Source organism: Streptomyces ortus (genome assembly GCF_026341275.1).
In the GTDB taxonomy this organism is placed as follows: Bacteria; Actinomycetota; Actinomycetes; order Streptomycetales; family Streptomycetaceae; genus Streptomyces; species Streptomyces ortus.
Map to the genome: position 1 here is coordinate 5,168,314 of NZ_JAIFZO010000002.1, position 17,942 is coordinate 5,186,255.

The following is a 17,942-nucleotide window of genomic DNA, read 5'->3' on the forward strand; positions in this document are numbered from 1 at the left end:
TCAGCTCCCCGGGGTAGGGCCGGGGGTGCCGGAGCCGTGGTCCTGGAGGCCGGTCGCGCGGGCCAGGTCGAGGTCGAGGGCCTCGCGGCGGATGCGCTGGTCGATATAGAGGAGGACGGTGACACCCGCGGTGATCGGGAAGGTGAGCATGGAGCCGATCACCGAGCCGATGCCGCTCACGATGAGGAACGTCCAGCCGAGGTCGCCGGTGCCGCTTTCGAGCAGGCTGCCGATGCCGTCGCCGCTGAGGGCGGAGGCGAGGAAGGCGAACGGGATCACGATGATCGACGCGACGATGTTCGCGATGATCGTGGCGAGGAGCTGGATGCCGAAGACCCGCCACCAGGAGCCGCGGACCAGCTTCGCGGAACGGCTCAGCGACTTCCAGACGCTCTGCTTCTCCAGCATGAGGGCCGGCGAGGCCAGGGAGAAGCGGATCATCATCCAGACCGCGACGACGGTCGCGGCCAGGCCTCCGAGGGCGCCGAGTGCGACGGCGCCGTCGCCGCCGCCCGCGAGACCGACGAGGACGCCGGGCAGGATGCCCACGGCGGCGATCGCGACCGCGATGAGCGGCAGCAGGAAGGTCAGGCCGAAGAGCTTGAGCAGTTGAGGCCGGGCGTCGCGCCAGGCCTCGGCGGTGGTCACCGACTTGCCGAGGACGGCGCGGCTGGTCACGGTCGTGAGGAGGGCCGTCGCGACGATCGTGCCCAGCAGGGTGATCAGCAGGACGACGCCGGAGTTCAGCAGGGTGTCGCCCATGGCGCGGGACAGTTCGCCCGCGGTGGCGCTGGGGTCGTTGAGGACGTCCGTGCTGGCGCTGTCGTCCAAAACGAGGCCCTGGAGCAGGATCACGAGGATCTGGGTGAGGACCGCGACGGCGAGCGAGATGCCGAGGACCGTGCGCCAGTGCGTGCGCATGGTCGACACCGCGCCGTCGAGGATCTCACCGACGCCGAGCGGGCGGAGCGGGATGACGCCGGGCTTGGCCGCGGGCGGGGGGCCGCCCCAGCCGCCGCCCCAGCCGGGGTGGCCGCCCGGGCCCGGTCCGTAGCCGCCGCCGTAGCCGGCGTAACCTCCGGGGCCCGCCGGGGGTTGGCCGCCCCAGCCGGGGCCGGGCGGTGGTGGCGGGGTCTGGGGCGGGGCGCCCTGCGGGCCGCCGCCGGGCGAGGGCCACTGGGCGGGCGGGGGCTGCTCCTTGGACCACTTCGGGCCGGGGCCGGAGGGGGCGGGGCCGGGCTGACCCGGTTCGCCCGTCGACTCCGGGGACGCGGGCCGGTCCGTGGGTTGGGCAGGTCCGGAAGGCGTCGGCTCCTGTCCGTTCTGCCCGTCGGAGGGGGCAGATCCGGGCGATGCCCAGCCCGGAGTGTCGTTCATCGTCGCTCCTTCACGGTGCCCGCCCGCGGTCGCGGCGGCAGGTTGGCTGCCATCGTGTCACGGTGTGGCCGGGAAGTGACCGGCCGCCGTATGGGCTGCACACCTTCAATTGTCTGCCCCGTACGGGGCAGACTGAGCAGATGGCTGATCAGTACGCGCAAATCCGCGAGGACAACCGGCCCATCGAGATACCCGCGATCCGGTGGGACGAGCCGCCGGAGGGGCCGGTGGTGGTCCTCCTCGACCAGACGAGGCTGCCCGCCGAAGAGGTCGAGCTGGTGTGCACGGACGCGTCCACGCTCGTGGAGGCGATCCGCTCGCTCGCCGTGCGTGGGGCGCCGCTCCTCGGCATCGCGGGGGCGTACGGGGTCGCGCTCGCCGCCGCCCGGGGGTTCGACGTGGACGGGGCGGCTGCCTCGCTCGCGAGTGCGCGGCCCACCGCGGTGAACCTCTCGTACGGCGTGCGCCGGGCCCAGGAGGCCCATCTCGCGGTGCTGCGGGCCGGTGGCGGCCAGGAGCAGGCCGCGGCTGCCGCGCTGGCTGCCGCGCGGGTGCTGCACCAGGAGGACGCCGAGGCCAGCGGGCGTATGGCAGTGCACGGGCTGGCGCTGCTCGACGAGCTGCTGCCCGGGGGCAGCCACCGGATTCTCACGCACTGCAACACCGGGGCGCTGGTCTCGGGCGGGGAGGGCACGGCGTTCGCGGTGGCGCTCGCGGCGCACCGGGTGGGTCGGCTTCGCAGGCTCTGGGTGGACGAGACGCGTCCGTTGCTGCAGGGTGCTCGCCTGACCTCGTATGAGGCGGCGCGCGCCGGAATGGCGTACACCTTGCTCACGGACAACGCTGCCGGGTCATTGTTCTCGGCGGGAGAGGTGGACGCGGTGCTCATCGGAGCGGACCGGATCGCGGCCGACGGTTCGGTGGCGAACAAGGTGGGGAGCTATCCGCTCGCCGTGCTGGCGAAGTACCACCATGTGCCGTTCATCGTGGTGGCTCCGTTGACGACGGTGGACCCGGGCACTCCGAACGGAGCATCGATCGAGGTCGAGCAGCGTGCCGGTCATGAAGTGACAGAGATCACAGCACCCTTGGTGCCCGTGGCGGGAGTCGAAGCGGGAGGCGGGATACCGGTGGCACCTCTGGGGACGCAGGCGTACAACCCGGCTTTCGACGTGACGCCGCCCGAGTTGGTGACGGCGATCGTCACCGAGGAGGGCGTCGTGTCGCCCGTGACGGCCGAGGCGCTCGCGGAGCTGTGTGACAGGTCACGCCAGGTAACGATTTAGTTAATGGGATGATGTCGTTTATGAAGGGACGAGTCCTTGTCGTCGATGACGACACCGCACTGGCCGAGATGCTCGGCATTGTGTTGCGTGGTGAAGGTTTTGAGCCGTCTTTCGTAGCCGACGGCGACAAGGCGCTGGCCGCTTTCCGTGAGAGCAAGCCCGACCTGGTGCTCCTGGACCTGATGCTTCCCGGCAGGGACGGCATCGAGGTGTGCCGCCTGATCAGGGCGGAGTCCGGGGTACCGATCGTGATGCTCACAGCGAAGAGCGACACCGTCGATGTCGTGGTCGGCCTCGAGTCGGGCGCGGACGACTACATCGTGAAGCCGTTCAAGCCAAAGGAGCTGGTGGCCCGGATCCGGGCCAGGCTGCGCAGGTCGGAGGAACCGGCGCCCGAACAGCTCGCGATCGGCGATCTGGTCATCGACGTGGCCGGTCACTCTGTGAAGCGGGACGGCGCCTCGATCGCGCTCACTCCGCTGGAGTTCGACCTGCTGGTGGCGCTGGCCCGCAAGCCGTGGCAGGTGTTCACGCGTGAGGTGCTCCTGGAACAGGTGTGGGGCTATCGCCACGCGGCGGACACCCGCCTGGTGAACGTCCATGTGCAGCGGCTGCGCTCCAAGGTCGAGAAGGACCCGGAGCGGCCGGAGATCGTGGTGACCGTCCGTGGCGTCGGTTACAAGGCCGGACCGAGCTGACGTGTCCCGGGACAGTGCCGCTTCGGCGCCCGGTGAGCCGGGGGTCCGCTCAGGGCGGCCTGTCGGCCGGAAGATGACGGGCTCCCGCTGGGGCCGGTTCGTCGAGGGCGGGCTGCTCCAGGGCGGAGTCCAGGGCAGCCCGGTCCTCCGGCTGTTCATGCGCTGGGTGCGCCGTCCGCTGCTGCCGGTCATGCGGCTGTGGCGGCGCAACATCCAGCTCAAGGTCGTCGCCACGACCCTGCTGATGTCGCTGGGCGTGGTCCTGCTGCTGGGGTTCGTCGTGATCGGGCAGGTGCGCAACGGCCTGCTGGACGCCAAGGTGAAGGCCTCCCAGAGCCAGGCCACGGGCGGGTTCACGGTCGCCAAGCAGGAGGCCGACAGCGCGGCGGGCGCGGGCGGGGACGACCGCTCAGGACCGGACGACAACCCCGTCCAGAACGTCAGCGGCTGGATGAGCTCCCTCGTCGAGTCGCTCTCCAGCGGCGGTCAGGGCGCGTTCAGCGTCGTCACGCTCAGCACCACCTCGGCGGACAGCAGCAGCCGGGGCCTCGGCCCGCGTGCGTCGGGCTACGTGGACTGGAGCCTCAGCGTGCCCCAGGACCTGCGCGAGCGGGTCGACGCCGGCACGGGCGCGGCCCAGAGCTACACGCGCGTCGTCTACACCAACGGCCAGGACTCCCAGCCGGCGCTGATCATCGGCACGCGGGTCAACGATCCCAAGGGCGACCCGTACCAGCTGTACTACCTCTTCCCGCTCACGCAGGAGGAGAAGTCACTCAGCCTGGTCAAGGGGACCCTTGCCACGGCGGGGCTGTTCGTCGTGGTGCTGCTCGGGGCGATCGCCTGGCTCGTCGTGCGCCAGGTCGTCACGCCCGTACGGATGGCCGCCGGGATCGCCGAGAGGCTGTCCGCCGGGCGCCTCCAGGAGCGTATGAAGGTCACCGGTGAGGATGACATCGCGCGCCTCGGCGAGGCCTTCAACAAGATGGCGCAGAACCTTCAGCTGAAGATCCAGCAGCTGGAGGACCTGTCACGGATGCAGCGGCGGTTCGTGTCCGACGTCTCGCACGAGCTGCGGACGCCCCTGACGACCGTCCGGATGGCCGCCGACGTCATCCACGACGCGCGCGTGGACTTCGATCCGATGACCGCCCGGTCGGCCGAGCTGCTCGCCGACCAGCTGGACCGTTTCGAGACGCTGCTGGCGGATCTCCTGGAGATCAGCCGCTTCGACGCGGGCGCGGCGGCCCTGGAGGCCGAGCCGATAGACCTGCGGGAGGTCGTCCGCCGGGTCATCAGCGGGGCCGAGCCGCTCGCCGAGCGCAAGGGCACCCGGATACGGGTCGTCGGCGACCAGCAGCCCGTGGTCGCCGAGGCGGACGCCCGCCGGGTGGAACGGGTGCTGCGCAACCTCGTGGTCAACGCCGTGGAGCACGGTGAGGGCAAGGACGTCGTGGTCAAGCTCGCTTCCGCGGGCGGGGCCGTCGCGGTCGCGGTGCGCGACTACGGAGTGGGGCTCAAGCCCGGTGAGGCGACCCGGGTGTTCAGCCGCTTCTGGCGGGCCGACCCGGCACGCGCGCGTACCACCGGCGGTACGGGCCTGGGGCTGTCCATCGCCCTGGAGGACGCGCGGTTGCACGGCGGCTGGCTGCAGGCGTGGGGGGAGCCGGGCGGGGGCTCGCAGTTCCGGCTGACGGTGCCCCGGACGGCCGACGAGCCGCTGCGGGGATCGCCGATACCGCTGGAGCCCAAGGACTCGCGGCGCAACCGCGGCCTGAACGACGCGGGGCTGCCCCTGGGCGGCACGCAGAAGCTGGCCACGGTGCCCGCGCAACCCGTCGAGCGGGCCGTGCCGCCGATGCCGTCGCGTGACCCCCGGGTGGCGGGCGCGGTGGATCCGGCGGCGCTGCCCGGCAGCGGCGCGCGCGTGGTGCCGCGGCCCGCCGCGGAGTCCAGGGGCCCGGTCGCGGCACCGGAGGAAACGCCGGAAGAGGCGCCGTCCGAGGACGGCCCGGAGGCCGGCGGGCGGCCGGAACAGCAGAAGCAGGGGGAGGGGTCTCGTGGGCGCTGACCGCGATCGGGGCGGCCGTCGGCGTCCGGCACGTGCGGTGGTGTACGCCGCCTGCGGGAGCGTACTGCTGGCCGGGTGCGCGTCGATGCCGGACGCGGGGGACCTGCGTGATGTCGAGGCCTCCCAGCGGCCGGACGCGCAGGTCAGGGTCTTCGCGATACCACCGCGGGAGAACGCGCAGCCCGAGGAGATCGTCCAGGGCTTCCTCGAAGCGCTGACCAGTGACGACCCGCGGTTCGAGACGGCCCGCAAGTACCTGACCGAAGGCGCCTCCAAGAAGTGGCGTCCGAACGCGTCGACGACGGTGCTCGCGGACGGGCCGAACGCCGTGGCGGAGCACAGCGGCAGCAGGGAGGCGACCGGCGACTACGTGTACTCGCTGATCGGCACCAAGGTCGCCACCGTGGACTCGCAGTACGCCTACAAGCCGGCCGAGGGGGCGTACGACGAAGTCGTGCACCTCACGAAGCAACAGACCGCGGACGGTGCCAAGGAGTGGCGCATCGACGCCCTGCCGGCCGGCCTGGTGATGGGGATGTCCGACTTCCAGCGCAACTACGAGTCCGTCAATAAGTACTACTTCGCCTCGAACACGCAGGGCAGGACCGGTGCCCAGCTCGGCGCGGTCGCCGACCCCGTCTACGTACGGGAGCAGGTGGACCCGGTGACGCAGATGGTCCGCTCGGTCCTCAAGGGGCCCACGAGCTGGCTCAAGCCGGTGGTCAGGTCGAGCTTCCCCACCGGTACGGCGCTCAAGAAGGGCGTCAAGTCGCTGACGCCCGACGACCAGAACCGGCTGACGGTGCCGCTGAACGCCAAGGCGGACCGGGTCGGGCAGGCCAAGTGCACGGAGATGGCCGCCCAGATCCTGTTCACGCTCCAGGACCTGACGCCCACGGGCATCGACGAGGTGGAACTGCAGCGCTCGGACGGCACGCAATCGTGCGTGATCAACAACAACCAGGCAGAGATCTACGTCGTCCACGGCCCGGCCAAGCGCGCCGAGTACGAGTACTTCATCGACGGGGAGAAGCGGCTGGTCCGGATACCGGGGGCCGGCAGCGAGCAGGAGCCCGAGCCGGTGCCCGGCGCGCTGGGCGACGGCGGCAAGGAACTGCGTGCCGCCGCGGTCTCCCGGGACGAGGACACCGCCGCCGGGGTGTCGCTCGACGGGCGCTCGATGTACGTCGGGTCGCTCGCGTCCGGGGGCTCCCTCGGGGAGCCCGTGCTGCGCAGCGAGGCCACGTCGCAGGACGACGGGCTGACGACCCCCAGCTGGGACGCGAGCGGCGACCTGTGGGTGGCCGACCGGGAGTCGAAGGAGTCCCGGCTGCTTCTGCTGCCGCAGGGCGCGGGTGACCCGCTGGTGGTCTCGACCCCCGGTCTTGAGGGCCGGATCGAGGCGGTACGGGTGGCCGCGGACGGGGTGCGGATCGCGCTCATGGTGAGCAACGACAAGCGGACGACCCTGCTCATGGGGCGGATCGAACGCGCGGAATCCGAGGGCGCGGACGGGACGGACACCGTCGCGATCCGTGAACTGCGCTCCGTGGCACCGCAGCTTGAGGAGGTCACAGCCATGTCCTGGGCGGGCGACAGCCGTCTGGTCGTGGTCGGGCGTGAGGCCCGCGGTGTGCAGCAGATCCAGTACGTCCAGGTCGACGGCTCCACGCCGGTCGGCCCGGCCCCCTCCGCGCTCACCGGTGTGAAGGAGATCGCCGCCTCCGAGGACGAACGGCTGCCGCTGGTGGCGCACTCGGAGGACGGGATCGTGCGGCTGTCGACCGGTTCGCAGTGGCAGACGGTGGTCAAGACGGGGATGGCGCCGGTCTATCCGGGCTGAGTGCCGGGGCCCCGGACGGGCCCCGGTCGGGTCGGGACGGGTCTAGTCCCTCGTGTGGGGGACAACGTGTCGACGTGTGCGAGGAGTTGTCCACAGGTAGTTGTCCACAGGGCTGGCCCGGGTGCTGCGGAATTTGGCAGAGTGGTGTGCATGCGGGGGTGGTGGCAGGACCTCACCGACCTGGTGCTTCCGGCCGAGTGCGGAGGCTGTGGACGGCCTCGCACGGTGCTCTGCCTGAAGTGCCGTGCCGCTCTGACGGGGAACGCGCCGTGCCGTGTACGACCGGACCCGGAGCCGCCGGGGCTGCCGGTGGTGCACGCCGCGGCTCCGTACGAGGACCAGGTGCGCGCGGCGCTCCTGGCCCACAAGGAACGGGGGGCGCTGATGCTCGCCGGGCCGCTGGGCGCGGCGCTGGCGGAGACTGTACGGGCCGGACTCGGGCCCGCCGGACAGGCGGTCGGGGCGGTGGGAGCGGCGGGATCCGGGACGCCGGTGCTGCTCGTACCCGTGCCGTCGGCGCGGTGGGCGGTGCGGGCGCGAGGGCACGACCCGGCGCGGCGGATCGCGCTCGCCGCGGCCGCCGGGCTGCGGCGGTCCGGGACGGCGGCCCGGGTGGTGGCCGTGCTGCGCCAGCGGCGTGCCGTGGCCGACCAGTCGGGGCTCAACTCACGGCAGCGGCTGGACAATCTGGCCGGTGCGTTGGAGGTGGCTCCGGGCGGTGCGCGGTTGCTGGCCGGTGGTGGGCGGGTCGTTCTCGTCGACGACCTGATGACGACGGGCGCGTCCCTGGCCGAGGCGGCGCGGGCCCTGAGGGCCGTTCTCCCGGAAAAAGGCGGATTCTACGGACGGGTAACACCTGGAACGACGGGAGAAGGGGTGAGACGGGCTCCGATGGCAGGTGTAGGCCGCGCAGAAGCGGTCAGGGAAAAGGGAGGCGTGAACAGCGCGGATGGCAGGGTCGGCGCGGCAGTGGTCGCGGCGTCTCCAGCTTCTTTCGAAATAAACCGGAACTGACAGAGAAGTTGCGTCGTTGCAGGTAGTAGGAGGTTCCATTCACTTGAATGGAGGTACGCAGCAGTAGAGGGTGACGACATCCGCCTGGGCGAGATATGTTCGGTTGTGAGGGAATGGCGGACGCCGTCCCTTGCATATCGGAATGCCGCGCCGTGGGTTTTCCTCATTCACCCGGGACAGTGGGGTGGAGATCTTGCCCGCGGGGGAGGAGGAGGTGGAAGTCACCGAGTCCGAGGCTCCGGAACGCGCTGGAGCCTGGTGCAAAAGGGAGATGCTCCGCCGTCGATGCGGAGCGATCCGGGAACGGAGTTCTGCGTGGACATCGTCGTCAAGGGCCGCAAGACCGAGGTGCCCGAGCGGTTCCGCAAGCACGTGGCCGAGAAGCTGAAGCTGGAGAAGATCCAGAAGCTCGATGGCAAAGTGATCAGTCTCGACGTCGAGGTGTCCAAGGAGCTGAACCCCCGGCAGGCCGACCGTTCCGACCGGGTGGAGATCACGCTCCACTCCCGCGGTCCGGTGATCCGGGCGGAGGCAGCGGCGAGCGATCCGTACGCGGCGTTGGACCTGGCGGCGGACAAGCTGGAAGCGCGGCTGCGCAAGCAGCACGACAAGCGGTACACGCGTCGTGGATCCCGCAGGATCTCGGCCGCCGAGGTCGCCGACCACGTCCCGGACGCGGCGACGCTCGACGGGAACGGCAGCGTCGTCCGCGACGAAGAGCCCGACGCGGTGCCGACCAAGAAGATCGGCTCGCTCGAGGTGAAGGGTGACGGCCCCCTCGTCGTCCGCGAGAAGACACATGTCGCGTCCCCGATGACGCTCGACCAGGCGCTCTACGAGATGGAACTGGTCGGGCACGACTTCTACTTGTTCGTCGACTCCGAGACCAAGGAACCGAGTGTCGTCTACCGGCGGCACGCGTACGACTACGGCGTCATCCACCTCAACACGGACCCGATGGTCGCCGAGGTGCAGCAGGACCCGCCCGGCGGGGCGCTGGGTGGCTGACCCCTACCGGTGAGCTCCCCCGGCCCTCGCGCCGGGGCGACGGCTCCAGCAGGTGCCCCTGGAGTGCTTGTGCGCCCCCAGGGGCACCGGTGTGCGACCCCTCAGTGCGGCGCTCTGTCATCCCGTTGTCGTCCGGGCATGAAATCATGGCCGTACCGGCCTCAACCGGTGTGTCGTTGCGCGAGGTTGGTGAGGGCACAGAAACACAGGCCACGGCCTTCAGGGGGCGGAACCATGGCGGACAGCTTCGGACCGATGCGTGACGAGGATGCCGACGACGGCGTCGTCGGCATGGGCCCGGACGCGGGCTCCCCGGGCAAGGAGCCGATCCGGGTCCTGGTCGTGGACGACCACGCGCTCTTCCGCCGCGGCCTGGAGATCGTGCTCGCCGCCGAGGAGGACATCCAGGTCGTCGGTGAGGCGGGGGACGGTGCGGAGGCGGTCGACAAGGCCGCGGATCTGCTGCCCGACATCGTGCTGATGGACGTACGGATGCCCAAGCGCGGCGGGATCGAGGCGTGCACCTCCATCAAGGAGGTCGCTCCCAGCGCGAAGATCATCATGCTGACGATCAGCGACGAGGAAGCCGACCTCTACGACGCGATCAAGGCGGGGGCGACGGGGTATCTCCTGAAGGAGATCTCCACGGACGAAGTGGCCACGGCGATTCGCGCGGTGGCCGACGGGCAGTCGCAGATCAGTCCTTCGATGGCGTCGAAGCTGCTGACCGAGTTCAAGTCGATGATCCAGCGCACGGACGAGCGGCGGCTGGTGCCGGCGCCCCGGCTCACCGATCGTGAGCTGGAGGTTCTGAAGCTGGTGGCGACCGGGATGAACAACCGGGATATCGCCAAGGAGTTGTTCATCTCCGAGAACACCGTGAAGAACCATGTGCGGAACATCCTGGAGAAGCTGCAGTTGCACTCGCGGATGGAAGCGGTTGTGTACGCGATGCGGGAGAAGATTCTGGAGATCCGCTGAGGCGTCGTTCTCCGCGCCCCTAAAGCGTTTTCGCCAGTTCCGTCGTCAGGGCTTCTCGTAGTGCGGGAGTGTTCGCCCTCTCCACCCTCACGTTCGTGCAGTCCACCCAGGTGGCTGCTTCCAGGAGGGCCTGGGCCACGGACGGGACGGACTTGGGGCTGTCCAGGGTGACCTGTTTGGCGATCAGGGTGGCGCCCTCGCGGGCCGGGTCCACCCGGCCGACCAGGCGACCGCCGGCGAGCACCGGCATGGCGAAATAGCCGTACACGCGCTTGGGCTTGGGGACGTACGCCTCCAGGCGGTGGGTGAAGTCGAAGATCCGCTCGGTGCGCGCCCGGTCCCAGACCAGTGAGTCGAACGGCGACAGGAGCGTGGTGCGATGACGGCCGCGCGGGGTCGTCTCCAGCGCCGCGGGGTCCGCCCAGGCCGCCTTCGACCAGCCCCACACCGTGACCGGGACCAGGCCCGACTCCGCGATCACCGCGTCGACCTGCTCGCGCTTGAGGCGGTGGTAGTCGGCGATGTCCGCGAGGGTGCCCACGCCCAGGGAGCGGCCCGCGAGCCGCACCAGCCGGCGCAGGCACTCCTTGTCGTCCAGATCGTCGTGCAGCAGCGATTCCGGGATGGCCCGCTCGGCGAGGTCGTACACCCGCTTCCAGCCGCGGCGCTCCGTGCACACCACCTCGCCGTACATCAGCGCGCGCTCGACGGCGACCTTGGTGCCCGACCAGTCCCACCACTCGCTGGTCTTCTTCGCGCCGCCCAAATCGGTGGCCGTGAGCGGGCCTTCGGCCTTCAACTGCTTGATGACCTGCTCGTACGTGCCGTCCGGCAGTGCGTGGTTCCAGTGCGGGCGGGCGCGGTAGGCGCGGCGGCGGAAGGCGAAGTGCGGCCACTCCTCGACGGGCAGGATGCAGGCCGCGTGCGACCAGTACTCGAAGGCGTGGGGCCGGGGCGGGGTCGTGCCCACGGGCGCCGGGGTCCAGTACGCCTCGTCGACCGTCCTGCGGCCGACGGCGCCGAGCCGCGCGTACGGGATGAGTTCGTGGGAGCGGGCCAGGACGGAGATGGTGTCGAGCTGGACCGCTCCCAGGTGCCGCAGCACGCCCCGTACGCCGCCCCGGCGATCGGGGGCTCCGAGGAACCCCTGGGCGCGCAGGGCGATCCGACGGGCCTCGTCGGCGGAGAGTTCGGCGGTCGGGCGCGGCAGACTCGTCATGGTCCGCACGATAGGCGGTGCCACTGACAATCGCGCCCGCCGGTCCCGCTGGTCCCGGCGATCAGGTGAGGGTGGGCGGAGGGTCAGCGGTGCTGCGGCGTGGGCGCGGGGAGGTACGGCGCGGTGGACGGCAGTCCGAGGTCCGACGGGAGCAGGGAACCGACCCAGGAGTCGCGGCGTACGCCCTTGTTGTTGACGCCCGCGCGCAGGGTGCCCTCCAGGACGAAGCCGGCGCGTTCGGCGACCGCGAGGGAGCCCGTGTTGCCCACCTCCGCCCGCCACTCGACGCGGTCCAGGGCCCGCTCGGTGAAGGCCCAGCGGCAGGCGGTGAGGGCGGCCTCGGTGATGTAGCCGTTGCCCCGGTGTTCCTTCGTCGCCCAGAAGCCGATCTCGCCGACACCCAGACCGCGCATCGTGATGGCGAGCATGCCGGCGAGTTCACCGCCGACCGGCAGGAAGACACCGAAGGTGAACATCGAGCAGTCCGCCCACCCGTCGGGCACCATCTGCTCGGTGAAGGCCGTGGCGTGCTCCCGCAGATAGGGCGAGGGGACCGTGGTCCAGCGCCGGATGTCGGGATCCTGGACGGCGTCGAACACGGCGTCGGTGTCGTGTGCCCCCACCGTGCGCAGCAGGAGCCGTTCGGAAGTCAGTGTGACGGAGTCCATCGGCCGATTCTGCTCGGGCTTCGGTAAGGAAGCCATCACTTTCGCACTGTGTGAGCCCTCGGTCACGTTTCGTGGCGCCGACGCGGCACCTTCCGCATCCTCCGCCCGTTGTCTCTATGGCTGTCACATGCAGACCTCCCGGCGCGGTGGGGTCCTCGCTTACGATGGCCGTTGCTCAAGCTGTGATTTGAATCTGCCATTGAAACCGACCGTCCCAGGCCCGACCGGCAAGGAGACAAACCCTCGTGTCCGTCCTCTCGAAGATCATGCGTGCAGGCGAAGGAAAGATCCTGCGCAAGCTGCACCGCATCGCGGACCAGGTCAAGTCCATCGAAGAGGACTTCGTCGACCTCTCCGACGCCGAGCTGCGAGCCCTGACCGATGAGTACAAGCAGCGGTACGCGGACGGCGAGAGCCTCGACGACCTGCTGCCCGAGGCGTTCGCGACCGTGCGCGAGGCCGCCAAGCGCGCCCTCGGCCAGCGCCCCTACGACGTACAGATCATGGGCGGCGCCGCGCTGCACCTCGGTTACGTCGCGGAGATGAAGACCGGCGAGGGCAAGACCCTGGTCGGCACACTGCCCGCGTATCTGAACGCACTCTCCGGAGAAGGCGTCCACCTCATCACGGTCAACGACTACCTGGCCGAGCGCGACTCCGAGATGATGGGCCGCGTCCACAAGTTCCTGGGCCTGACCGTCGGCTGCATCCTCGCCAACATGACGCCGGCCCAGCGCCGCGAGCAGTACGCGTGCGACATCACGTACGGCACGAACAACGAATTCGGCTTCGACTACCTGCGCGACAACATGGCGTGGTCGCAGGACGAACTGGTGCAGCGCGGCCACAACTTCGCGATCGTCGACGAGGTCGACTCGATCCTGGTCGACGAGGCCCGTACGCCGCTGATCATCTCCGGCCCCGCCGACCAGGCGACCAAGTGGTACGGCGACTTCGCGAAGCTCGTCACCCGCCTGAAGAAGGGCGAGGCGGGCAACACCCTCAAGGGCATCGAGGAGACCGGCGACTACGAGGTCGACGAGAAGAAGCGCACCGTCGCCATCCACGAGTCCGGCGTCGCCAAGGTCGAGGACTGGCTGGGTATCGACAACCTCTACGAGTCGGTGAACACGCCGCTGGTGGGCTACCTGAACAACGCCATCAAGGCCAAGGAGCTCTTCAAGAAGGACAAGGACTACGTCGTCATCGACGGCGAAGTCATGATCGTCGACGAGCACACCGGCCGTATCCTCGCCGGCCGCCGCTACAACGAGGGCATGCACCAGGCGATCGAGGCGAAGGAAGGGGTGGACATCAAGGACGAGAACCAGACCCTCGCCACGATCACCCTGCAGAACTTCTTCCGTCTCTACAAGCGCCACGACCACAACGGCAAGGAAGTCCCCGGCCTCTCCGGCATGACCGGTACGGCGATGACCGAGGCGGCCGAGTTCCACCAGATCTACAAGCTCGGTGTCGTCCCGATCCCGACCAACCGGCCCATGGTCCGCAGGGACCAGTCGGACCTGATCTACCGCACCGAGGTCGCGAAGTTCGACGCCGTGGTCGACGACATCGCCGAGAAGCACGAGAAGGGCCAGCCGATCCTCGTCGGCACCACCTCGGTCGAGAAGTCCGAGTACCTCTCGCAGCAGCTCAGCAAGCGCGGCATCCAGCACGAGGTGCTGAACGCGAAGCAGCACGACCGCGAGGCGCCGATCATCGCCCAGGCCGGCCGCAGGGGCGCCGTCACCGTCGCCACGAACATGGCCGGCCGTGGTACTGACATCAAGCTCGGTGGCAACCCCGACGACCTCGCCGAGGCGGAACTGCGTCAGCGCGGCCTCGACCCCGAGGAGCACATCGAGGAGTGGGCCGCGGCGCTGCCGGCCGCCCTGGAGCGGGCCGAGAAGGCCGTGCAGGCGGAGTTCGAGGAGGTCAAGGACCTCGGCGGGCTGTACGTGCTGGGCACCGAGCGGCACGAGTCGCGCCGTATCGACAACCAGCTGCGCGGTCGCTCCGGCCGACAGGGCGACCCGGGCGAGTCCCGTTTCTACCTCTCGCTGGGCGACGACCTGATGCGGCTCTTCAAGGCGCAGATGGTCGAGCGCGTCATGTCGATGGCGAACGTGCCGGACGACGTGCCGATCGAGAACAAGATGGTCACCCGTGCCATCGCCTCCGCCCAGTCGCAGGTCGAGACGCAGAACTTCGAGACCCGTAAGAACGTCCTCAAGTACGACGAGGTCCTCAACCGGCAGCGCGAGGTCATCTACGGCGAGCGGCGCCGCGTCCTGGAGGGCGAGGACCTGCAGGAGCAGATCCAGCACTTCATGAACGACACGATCGACGCGTACATCGACGCGGAGACCGCCGAGGGCTTCGCCGAGGAGTGGGACCTCGACCGGCTGTGGGGCGCGTTCAAGCAGCTCTACCCGGTGAAGGTCACCGTCGAGGAGCTGGAGGAGGCGGCCGGCGACCGGGCCGGTCTGACCGCCGAGTTCATCTCCGAGTCCATCAAGGACGACATCTACGAGCAGTACTCCGCCCGTGAGGAGCAGCTCGGGTCCGAGATCATGCGTGAGCTGGAGCGGCGGGTCGTGCTGTCGGTCCTGGACCGCAAGTGGCGCGAGCACCTCTACGAGATGGACTACCTCCAGGAGGGCATCGGGCTGCGCGCGATGGCCCAGAAGGACCCGTTGGTCGAGTACCAGCGTGAGGGCTTCGACATGTTCACCGCCATGATGGACGGCATCAAGGAGGAGTCCGTCGGCTACCTGTTCAACCTGGAGGTCCAGGTCGAGCAGCAGGTCGAGGAGGTTCCGGTCGAGGACGCGGCGCCGTCGCTCGACAAGAAGGACGCGGTTCCCGCCGGCGGGGGTGCTCGTCCGGAGATCCGCGCGAAGGGGCTCGACGCTCCGCAGCGGCCGGACCGGCTGCACTTCTCCGCGCCGACGGTCGACGGCGAGGGCGGTGTCGTCGAGGGCGACTTCGCCACGGACGACGAGCCGGTGCGGTCGGAGTCGGACGGGCTCACTCGGGCGGAGCGGCGTAAGCAGCAGAAGGGTGGGCGGCGGCGCAAGAAGTGAGCGTCGCGCTCCGCTGGGTTGGGGGCTTGTGGGGCTCGTGCGGCTTGTGCTGCTTGCGGGGCTAGCGGGTTCCGCTTTGTGAGTAGGTGAGTGGGTGAGTGAAGGGTCGGGTGCGGTTTGGGCGCCCGGCCCTTTGTGCTGCGTCTGGGGCGGGATGGGGCGGGATGGGGTGGGGCGGCTTGGGGGTGCGGGGCGGTGGGGGCTGGAGTGCGCGGTTCCCCGCGCCCCCGAACCGAGCGGGTCGGCGTGCAGGTTGGTTGTCCTGCTGCGGTCGGTGAGGGCTGGAGTGCGCGGTTCCCCGCGCCGCCGAACCGAGCCGGTGGGCGTGGGGGTTGGTTGTTCTGGCGTGGGGGGTGAGGGCTGGGGTGCGCAGTTCCCCGCGCCCCCCAGCCGGGTTGGGGGCGCGGGGGGGGGGGGTTGTCGGTGTGTGGTGGGGGCCATAGGGTGCCGCCCCGTTCAACCGCTGTGCAGCGCCAGCGGAGGTCCGGGCCCTGTTCCAGGCGGAAGGCCATGGCGCGGAGCCGGTCGCCGGCGCCGATCCGGGCGAAGGCCTCGACGGCGCCCGGGCGGGCCACGTAGTAGCCGATGTCCCGGACGAACGGGCGGGTGCCGCGAGTGCGGAGCGGGCTGTGTTCGGCGAGCCAGGCCAGTTCGTCGTAGGCGCGGCCCGCGGTGTGCCGGAGCATGCAGTGCACCGGGCGCCGTCCGCTGAGTACCTCGACGAGCCGGTCGGCGAAGACGTCGGTGGGACGGGGCCGCGGGGGCGGTGGTGGCGGGGCCGTGGAAGGGCCCGTCCTGGCCCGTGGCGTGCCCGGGGCGCCCCTGGGCGTCGTGCGTGGGGCGGAGCCGCCCGGGCGGCGTGTGTCGTGGCGTACGGGGGGTCGGGTGCCCTGGGTGCGCCTCGTCCTGGTCATCACCTTGTTCACGACGGAACCCCATTCGGTCGGACCGGTTGATACCGGTCGGTAACTTTCCGTTGGGGATCTTGTACGGGGCCGGGGCGAGTGACCGCAAGTGGGGTCGGCGAGTGCCGGGACCCGCGGGACGTTCACCTATCAGGGGGACGGGGGAGGGCTGCGCGCTTGGGGGGCCTGGGGGCTACCGGGTGACGGGCGGGACGGGGGTGGACGTCCGGGTGGGGGTGGGTGCGAACTCGAAAGGGGACACCCGGACGTATCCTGAGAGCCATCCGGGAGGTGCGGGGCGCGCCCACGGAACCACGTCTACGAAAGCGGTCAGCCATGCGTGTGTACGTCCCTGTGACCCTCTCCGGTCTCGCCGAGGCGTACAACACGGGTGAGCTCGGCTCGGCGCCTTTCGTCGCGTACGCCGTCACGCCCGCGCTGCGTGAGTGGTACCTCTCCGACGACATCGAGGAACTGGAGTACGCGGCGCTGAACCGGGCCGCGCTCGCCTCCCTGCGGCTGGTCGCGCTCGATCCCGGTGCTCCGCGCCGGCGGGTCGTCGTCGCCGTCGACGTGCCGGACGGGGCCGCGGTCGCCGATCCCGGTCTGGGGCCCGACCCCGCGTCCCTCGGTGAGCTGCGGGTCGGCGTGGACGTGGCGCTGGCCAGGGCCGCGGCCGTACACGTCGACTCCGACGAGGCCGAGGCGGAGGTGACGGCGGCGGCGGAGGCGCTGGGCGCGGCGGACCGGGGTGACGACGACGCGCAGTTCGTCGTGGACGGGGCCGCGGACCACGAGCTGCTGTGGTTCGCCACGCAGGAGATTCCGAACCTGGTGGGGCTCGGCGACTGAAGCACTCGGGGGGCGTGTTCCGCGCGGTCGGCGCTTCCATGGGGTGCTCGAAGCGCATATGGGGCTTTGTCAGTGGTGCCGGGTACTTTTTGGATATGGGGATGCGCGGAGCGACACATATCGTCTGGGACTGGAACGGGACCCTGTTCCACGACAACCAGGCAATCATCGGTGCGACGAACGCGGCGTTCGCGGAGCTGGGCATACCGTCGATCACGCTGGAGCGGTACCGGGAGCTGTACTGCGTGCCTGTGCCGAAGTTCTACGAGCGGCTGATCGGGCGGCTGCCGACGGACGACGAGTGGGAGGTCATGGACGCGGTCTTCCACCGGTACTACGCGGAGCAGCGGGCGGGGTGCGGGCTCACCGACGGGGTGCCGGGGCTGCTCGCCGAGTGGGTGTCGGGCGGGCGCAGCCAGTCGATCCTGAGCATGTACGGGCATGAGGAACTGGTGCCGTTGGTGCGGGGGTTCGGTATCGAGCCGCACTTCCTGCGGGTCGACGGGCGGACCGGGCCGTCCGGCGGGAGCAAGGCCGAGCACATGGTGCGGCATCTGAGAGCGCTGACGGGGGTGGACCCCGCTCGTACGGTGGTGATCGGGGACGCGGCGGACGACGCGATCGCGGCGCGGCATGTGGGGGCGAAGGCGGTGCTGTACACCGGGGGGTCGCACAGTCGGGCCAGTCTTGAGGGGGTGGGGGTGCCGGTGGTGGACACGCTTGCCGAGGCGGTGGCTCTGGCCGAGTGGGTGGCGGCGTGACCCCTAGCGGGGCCGTGGTTGTGGCTGTGTCCATGGCTCGGTGGGACTGCGGGAGCTAGGTGGCAGGTGCGGGTTTGCTGGGGCTGGTCGCGCAGTTCCCCGCGCCCCTGAAGGGCGCAGTTCCCCGCGCCCCTGAAAGGCAGGCGTGGTTGCTCGCTACCGAGGCCCTG

At 70.3% G+C, this 17,942-nt stretch carries 13 protein-coding genes and 1 pseudogene; 10 read left to right on the forward strand and 4 right to left on the reverse strand.

Features of this window, described 5'->3' with window-relative positions; genetic code table 11:
• The gene (locus K3769_RS26280) at positions 1-1,377 is read right to left on the reverse strand and encodes a DUF7847 domain-containing protein (RefSeq protein WP_267028761.1); all 1,377 of its coding nucleotides are present in this window, start codon (positions 1,375-1,377) and stop codon (positions 1-3) included.
• A gap of 140 nt (positions 1,378-1,517) precedes the next feature.
• Here K3769_RS26280 and mtnA point away from each other — a divergent pair, with 140 nt between their 5' ends.
• The 7 genes from mtnA (at position 1,518) to K3769_RS26315 (ending at position 10,278) form a co-directional block, all read left to right on the forward strand.
• Positions 1,518-2,663, forward strand: a complete 1,146-nt coding sequence (mtnA, locus tag K3769_RS26285; protein ID WP_267028762.1) for an S-methyl-5-thioribose-1-phosphate isomerase — start codon at positions 1,518-1,520, stop codon at positions 2,661-2,663.
• Between the two features lie 8 nt (positions 2,664-2,671).
• Positions 2,672-3,361 (forward strand): two-component system response regulator MtrA, encoded by a 690-nt coding sequence (gene mtrA, locus K3769_RS26290; protein WP_188114266.1) that lies wholly within the window; start codon positions 2,672-2,674, stop codon positions 3,359-3,361.
• Between the two features lies 1 nt (position 3,362).
• Entirely contained in the window at positions 3,363-5,432 is a 2,070-nt protein-coding gene (mtrB, locus tag K3769_RS26295) for an MtrAB system histidine kinase MtrB (RefSeq protein ID WP_267028763.1), read from the forward strand.
• Positions 5,422-7,275, forward strand: coding sequence for an LpqB family beta-propeller domain-containing protein (locus K3769_RS26300; protein WP_267028764.1), 1,854 nt, complete (start codon positions 5,422-5,424; stop codon positions 7,273-7,275). The genes mtrB and K3769_RS26300 overlap by 11 nt, the downstream gene beginning before the upstream one ends.
• A 150-nt stretch (positions 7,276-7,425) precedes the next feature.
• Positions 7,426-8,289 carry a ComF family protein gene (locus tag K3769_RS26305; protein ID WP_267028765.1) on the forward strand — a complete coding sequence of 288 codons (864 nt, stop codon included), beginning with the start codon at positions 7,426-7,428 and terminating at the stop codon, positions 8,287-8,289.
• 315 nt (positions 8,290-8,604) lie between these two features.
• Positions 8,605-9,297 carry a ribosome hibernation-promoting factor, HPF/YfiA family gene (gene hpf, locus K3769_RS26310; RefSeq protein ID WP_372515036.1) on the forward strand — a complete coding sequence of 231 codons (693 nt, stop codon included), beginning with the start codon at positions 8,605-8,607 and terminating at the stop codon, positions 9,295-9,297.
• 234 nt (positions 9,298-9,531) lie between these two features.
• Entirely contained in the window at positions 9,532-10,278 is a 747-nt protein-coding gene (locus K3769_RS26315) for a response regulator (protein ID WP_107015873.1), read from the forward strand.
• Positions 10,279-10,297: 19 nt separating this feature from the next.
• Here K3769_RS26315 and K3769_RS26320 read toward each other — a convergent pair whose 3' ends face one another.
• Positions 10,298-11,497 (reverse strand): winged helix-turn-helix domain-containing protein, encoded by a 1,200-nt coding sequence (locus K3769_RS26320; RefSeq protein ID WP_267028767.1) that lies wholly within the window; start codon positions 11,495-11,497, stop codon positions 10,298-10,300.
• Between the two features lie 83 nt (positions 11,498-11,580).
• The gene (locus tag K3769_RS26325) at positions 11,581-12,165 is read right to left on the reverse strand and encodes a GNAT family N-acetyltransferase (protein ID WP_267028768.1); all 585 of its coding nucleotides are present in this window, start codon (positions 12,163-12,165) and stop codon (positions 11,581-11,583) included.
• 245 nt (positions 12,166-12,410) lie between these two features.
• Between K3769_RS26325 and secA the strand changes: the two genes are divergently transcribed.
• A complete protein-coding gene (secA, locus tag K3769_RS26330; RefSeq protein ID WP_267028769.1) occupies positions 12,411-15,254 on the forward strand; it encodes a preprotein translocase subunit SecA in 2,844 nt (947 codons plus the stop codon).
• 419 nt (positions 15,255-15,673) lie between these two features.
• On the opposite strand, the pseudogene K3769_RS26335 reads toward secA, so the two are convergent.
• A pseudogene (locus K3769_RS26335) lies at positions 15,674-16,180 on the reverse strand (Rv3235 family protein); the annotation flags it as partial.
• A gap of 315 nt (positions 16,181-16,495) precedes the next feature.
• On the opposite strand from K3769_RS26335, the gene K3769_RS26340 reads away from it, so the two are divergent.
• On the forward strand, positions 16,496-17,011 hold the full coding sequence (locus K3769_RS26340; protein ID WP_267028770.1) for a DUF6912 family protein: 516 nt from the start codon (positions 16,496-16,498) through the stop codon (positions 17,009-17,011).
• 95 nt (positions 17,012-17,106) lie between these two features.
• On the forward strand, positions 17,107-17,772 hold the full coding sequence (locus K3769_RS26345; RefSeq protein WP_267028771.1) for an HAD family hydrolase: 666 nt from the start codon (positions 17,107-17,109) through the stop codon (positions 17,770-17,772).
• The last annotated feature ends 170 nt before the right edge of the window (positions 17,773-17,942 follow it).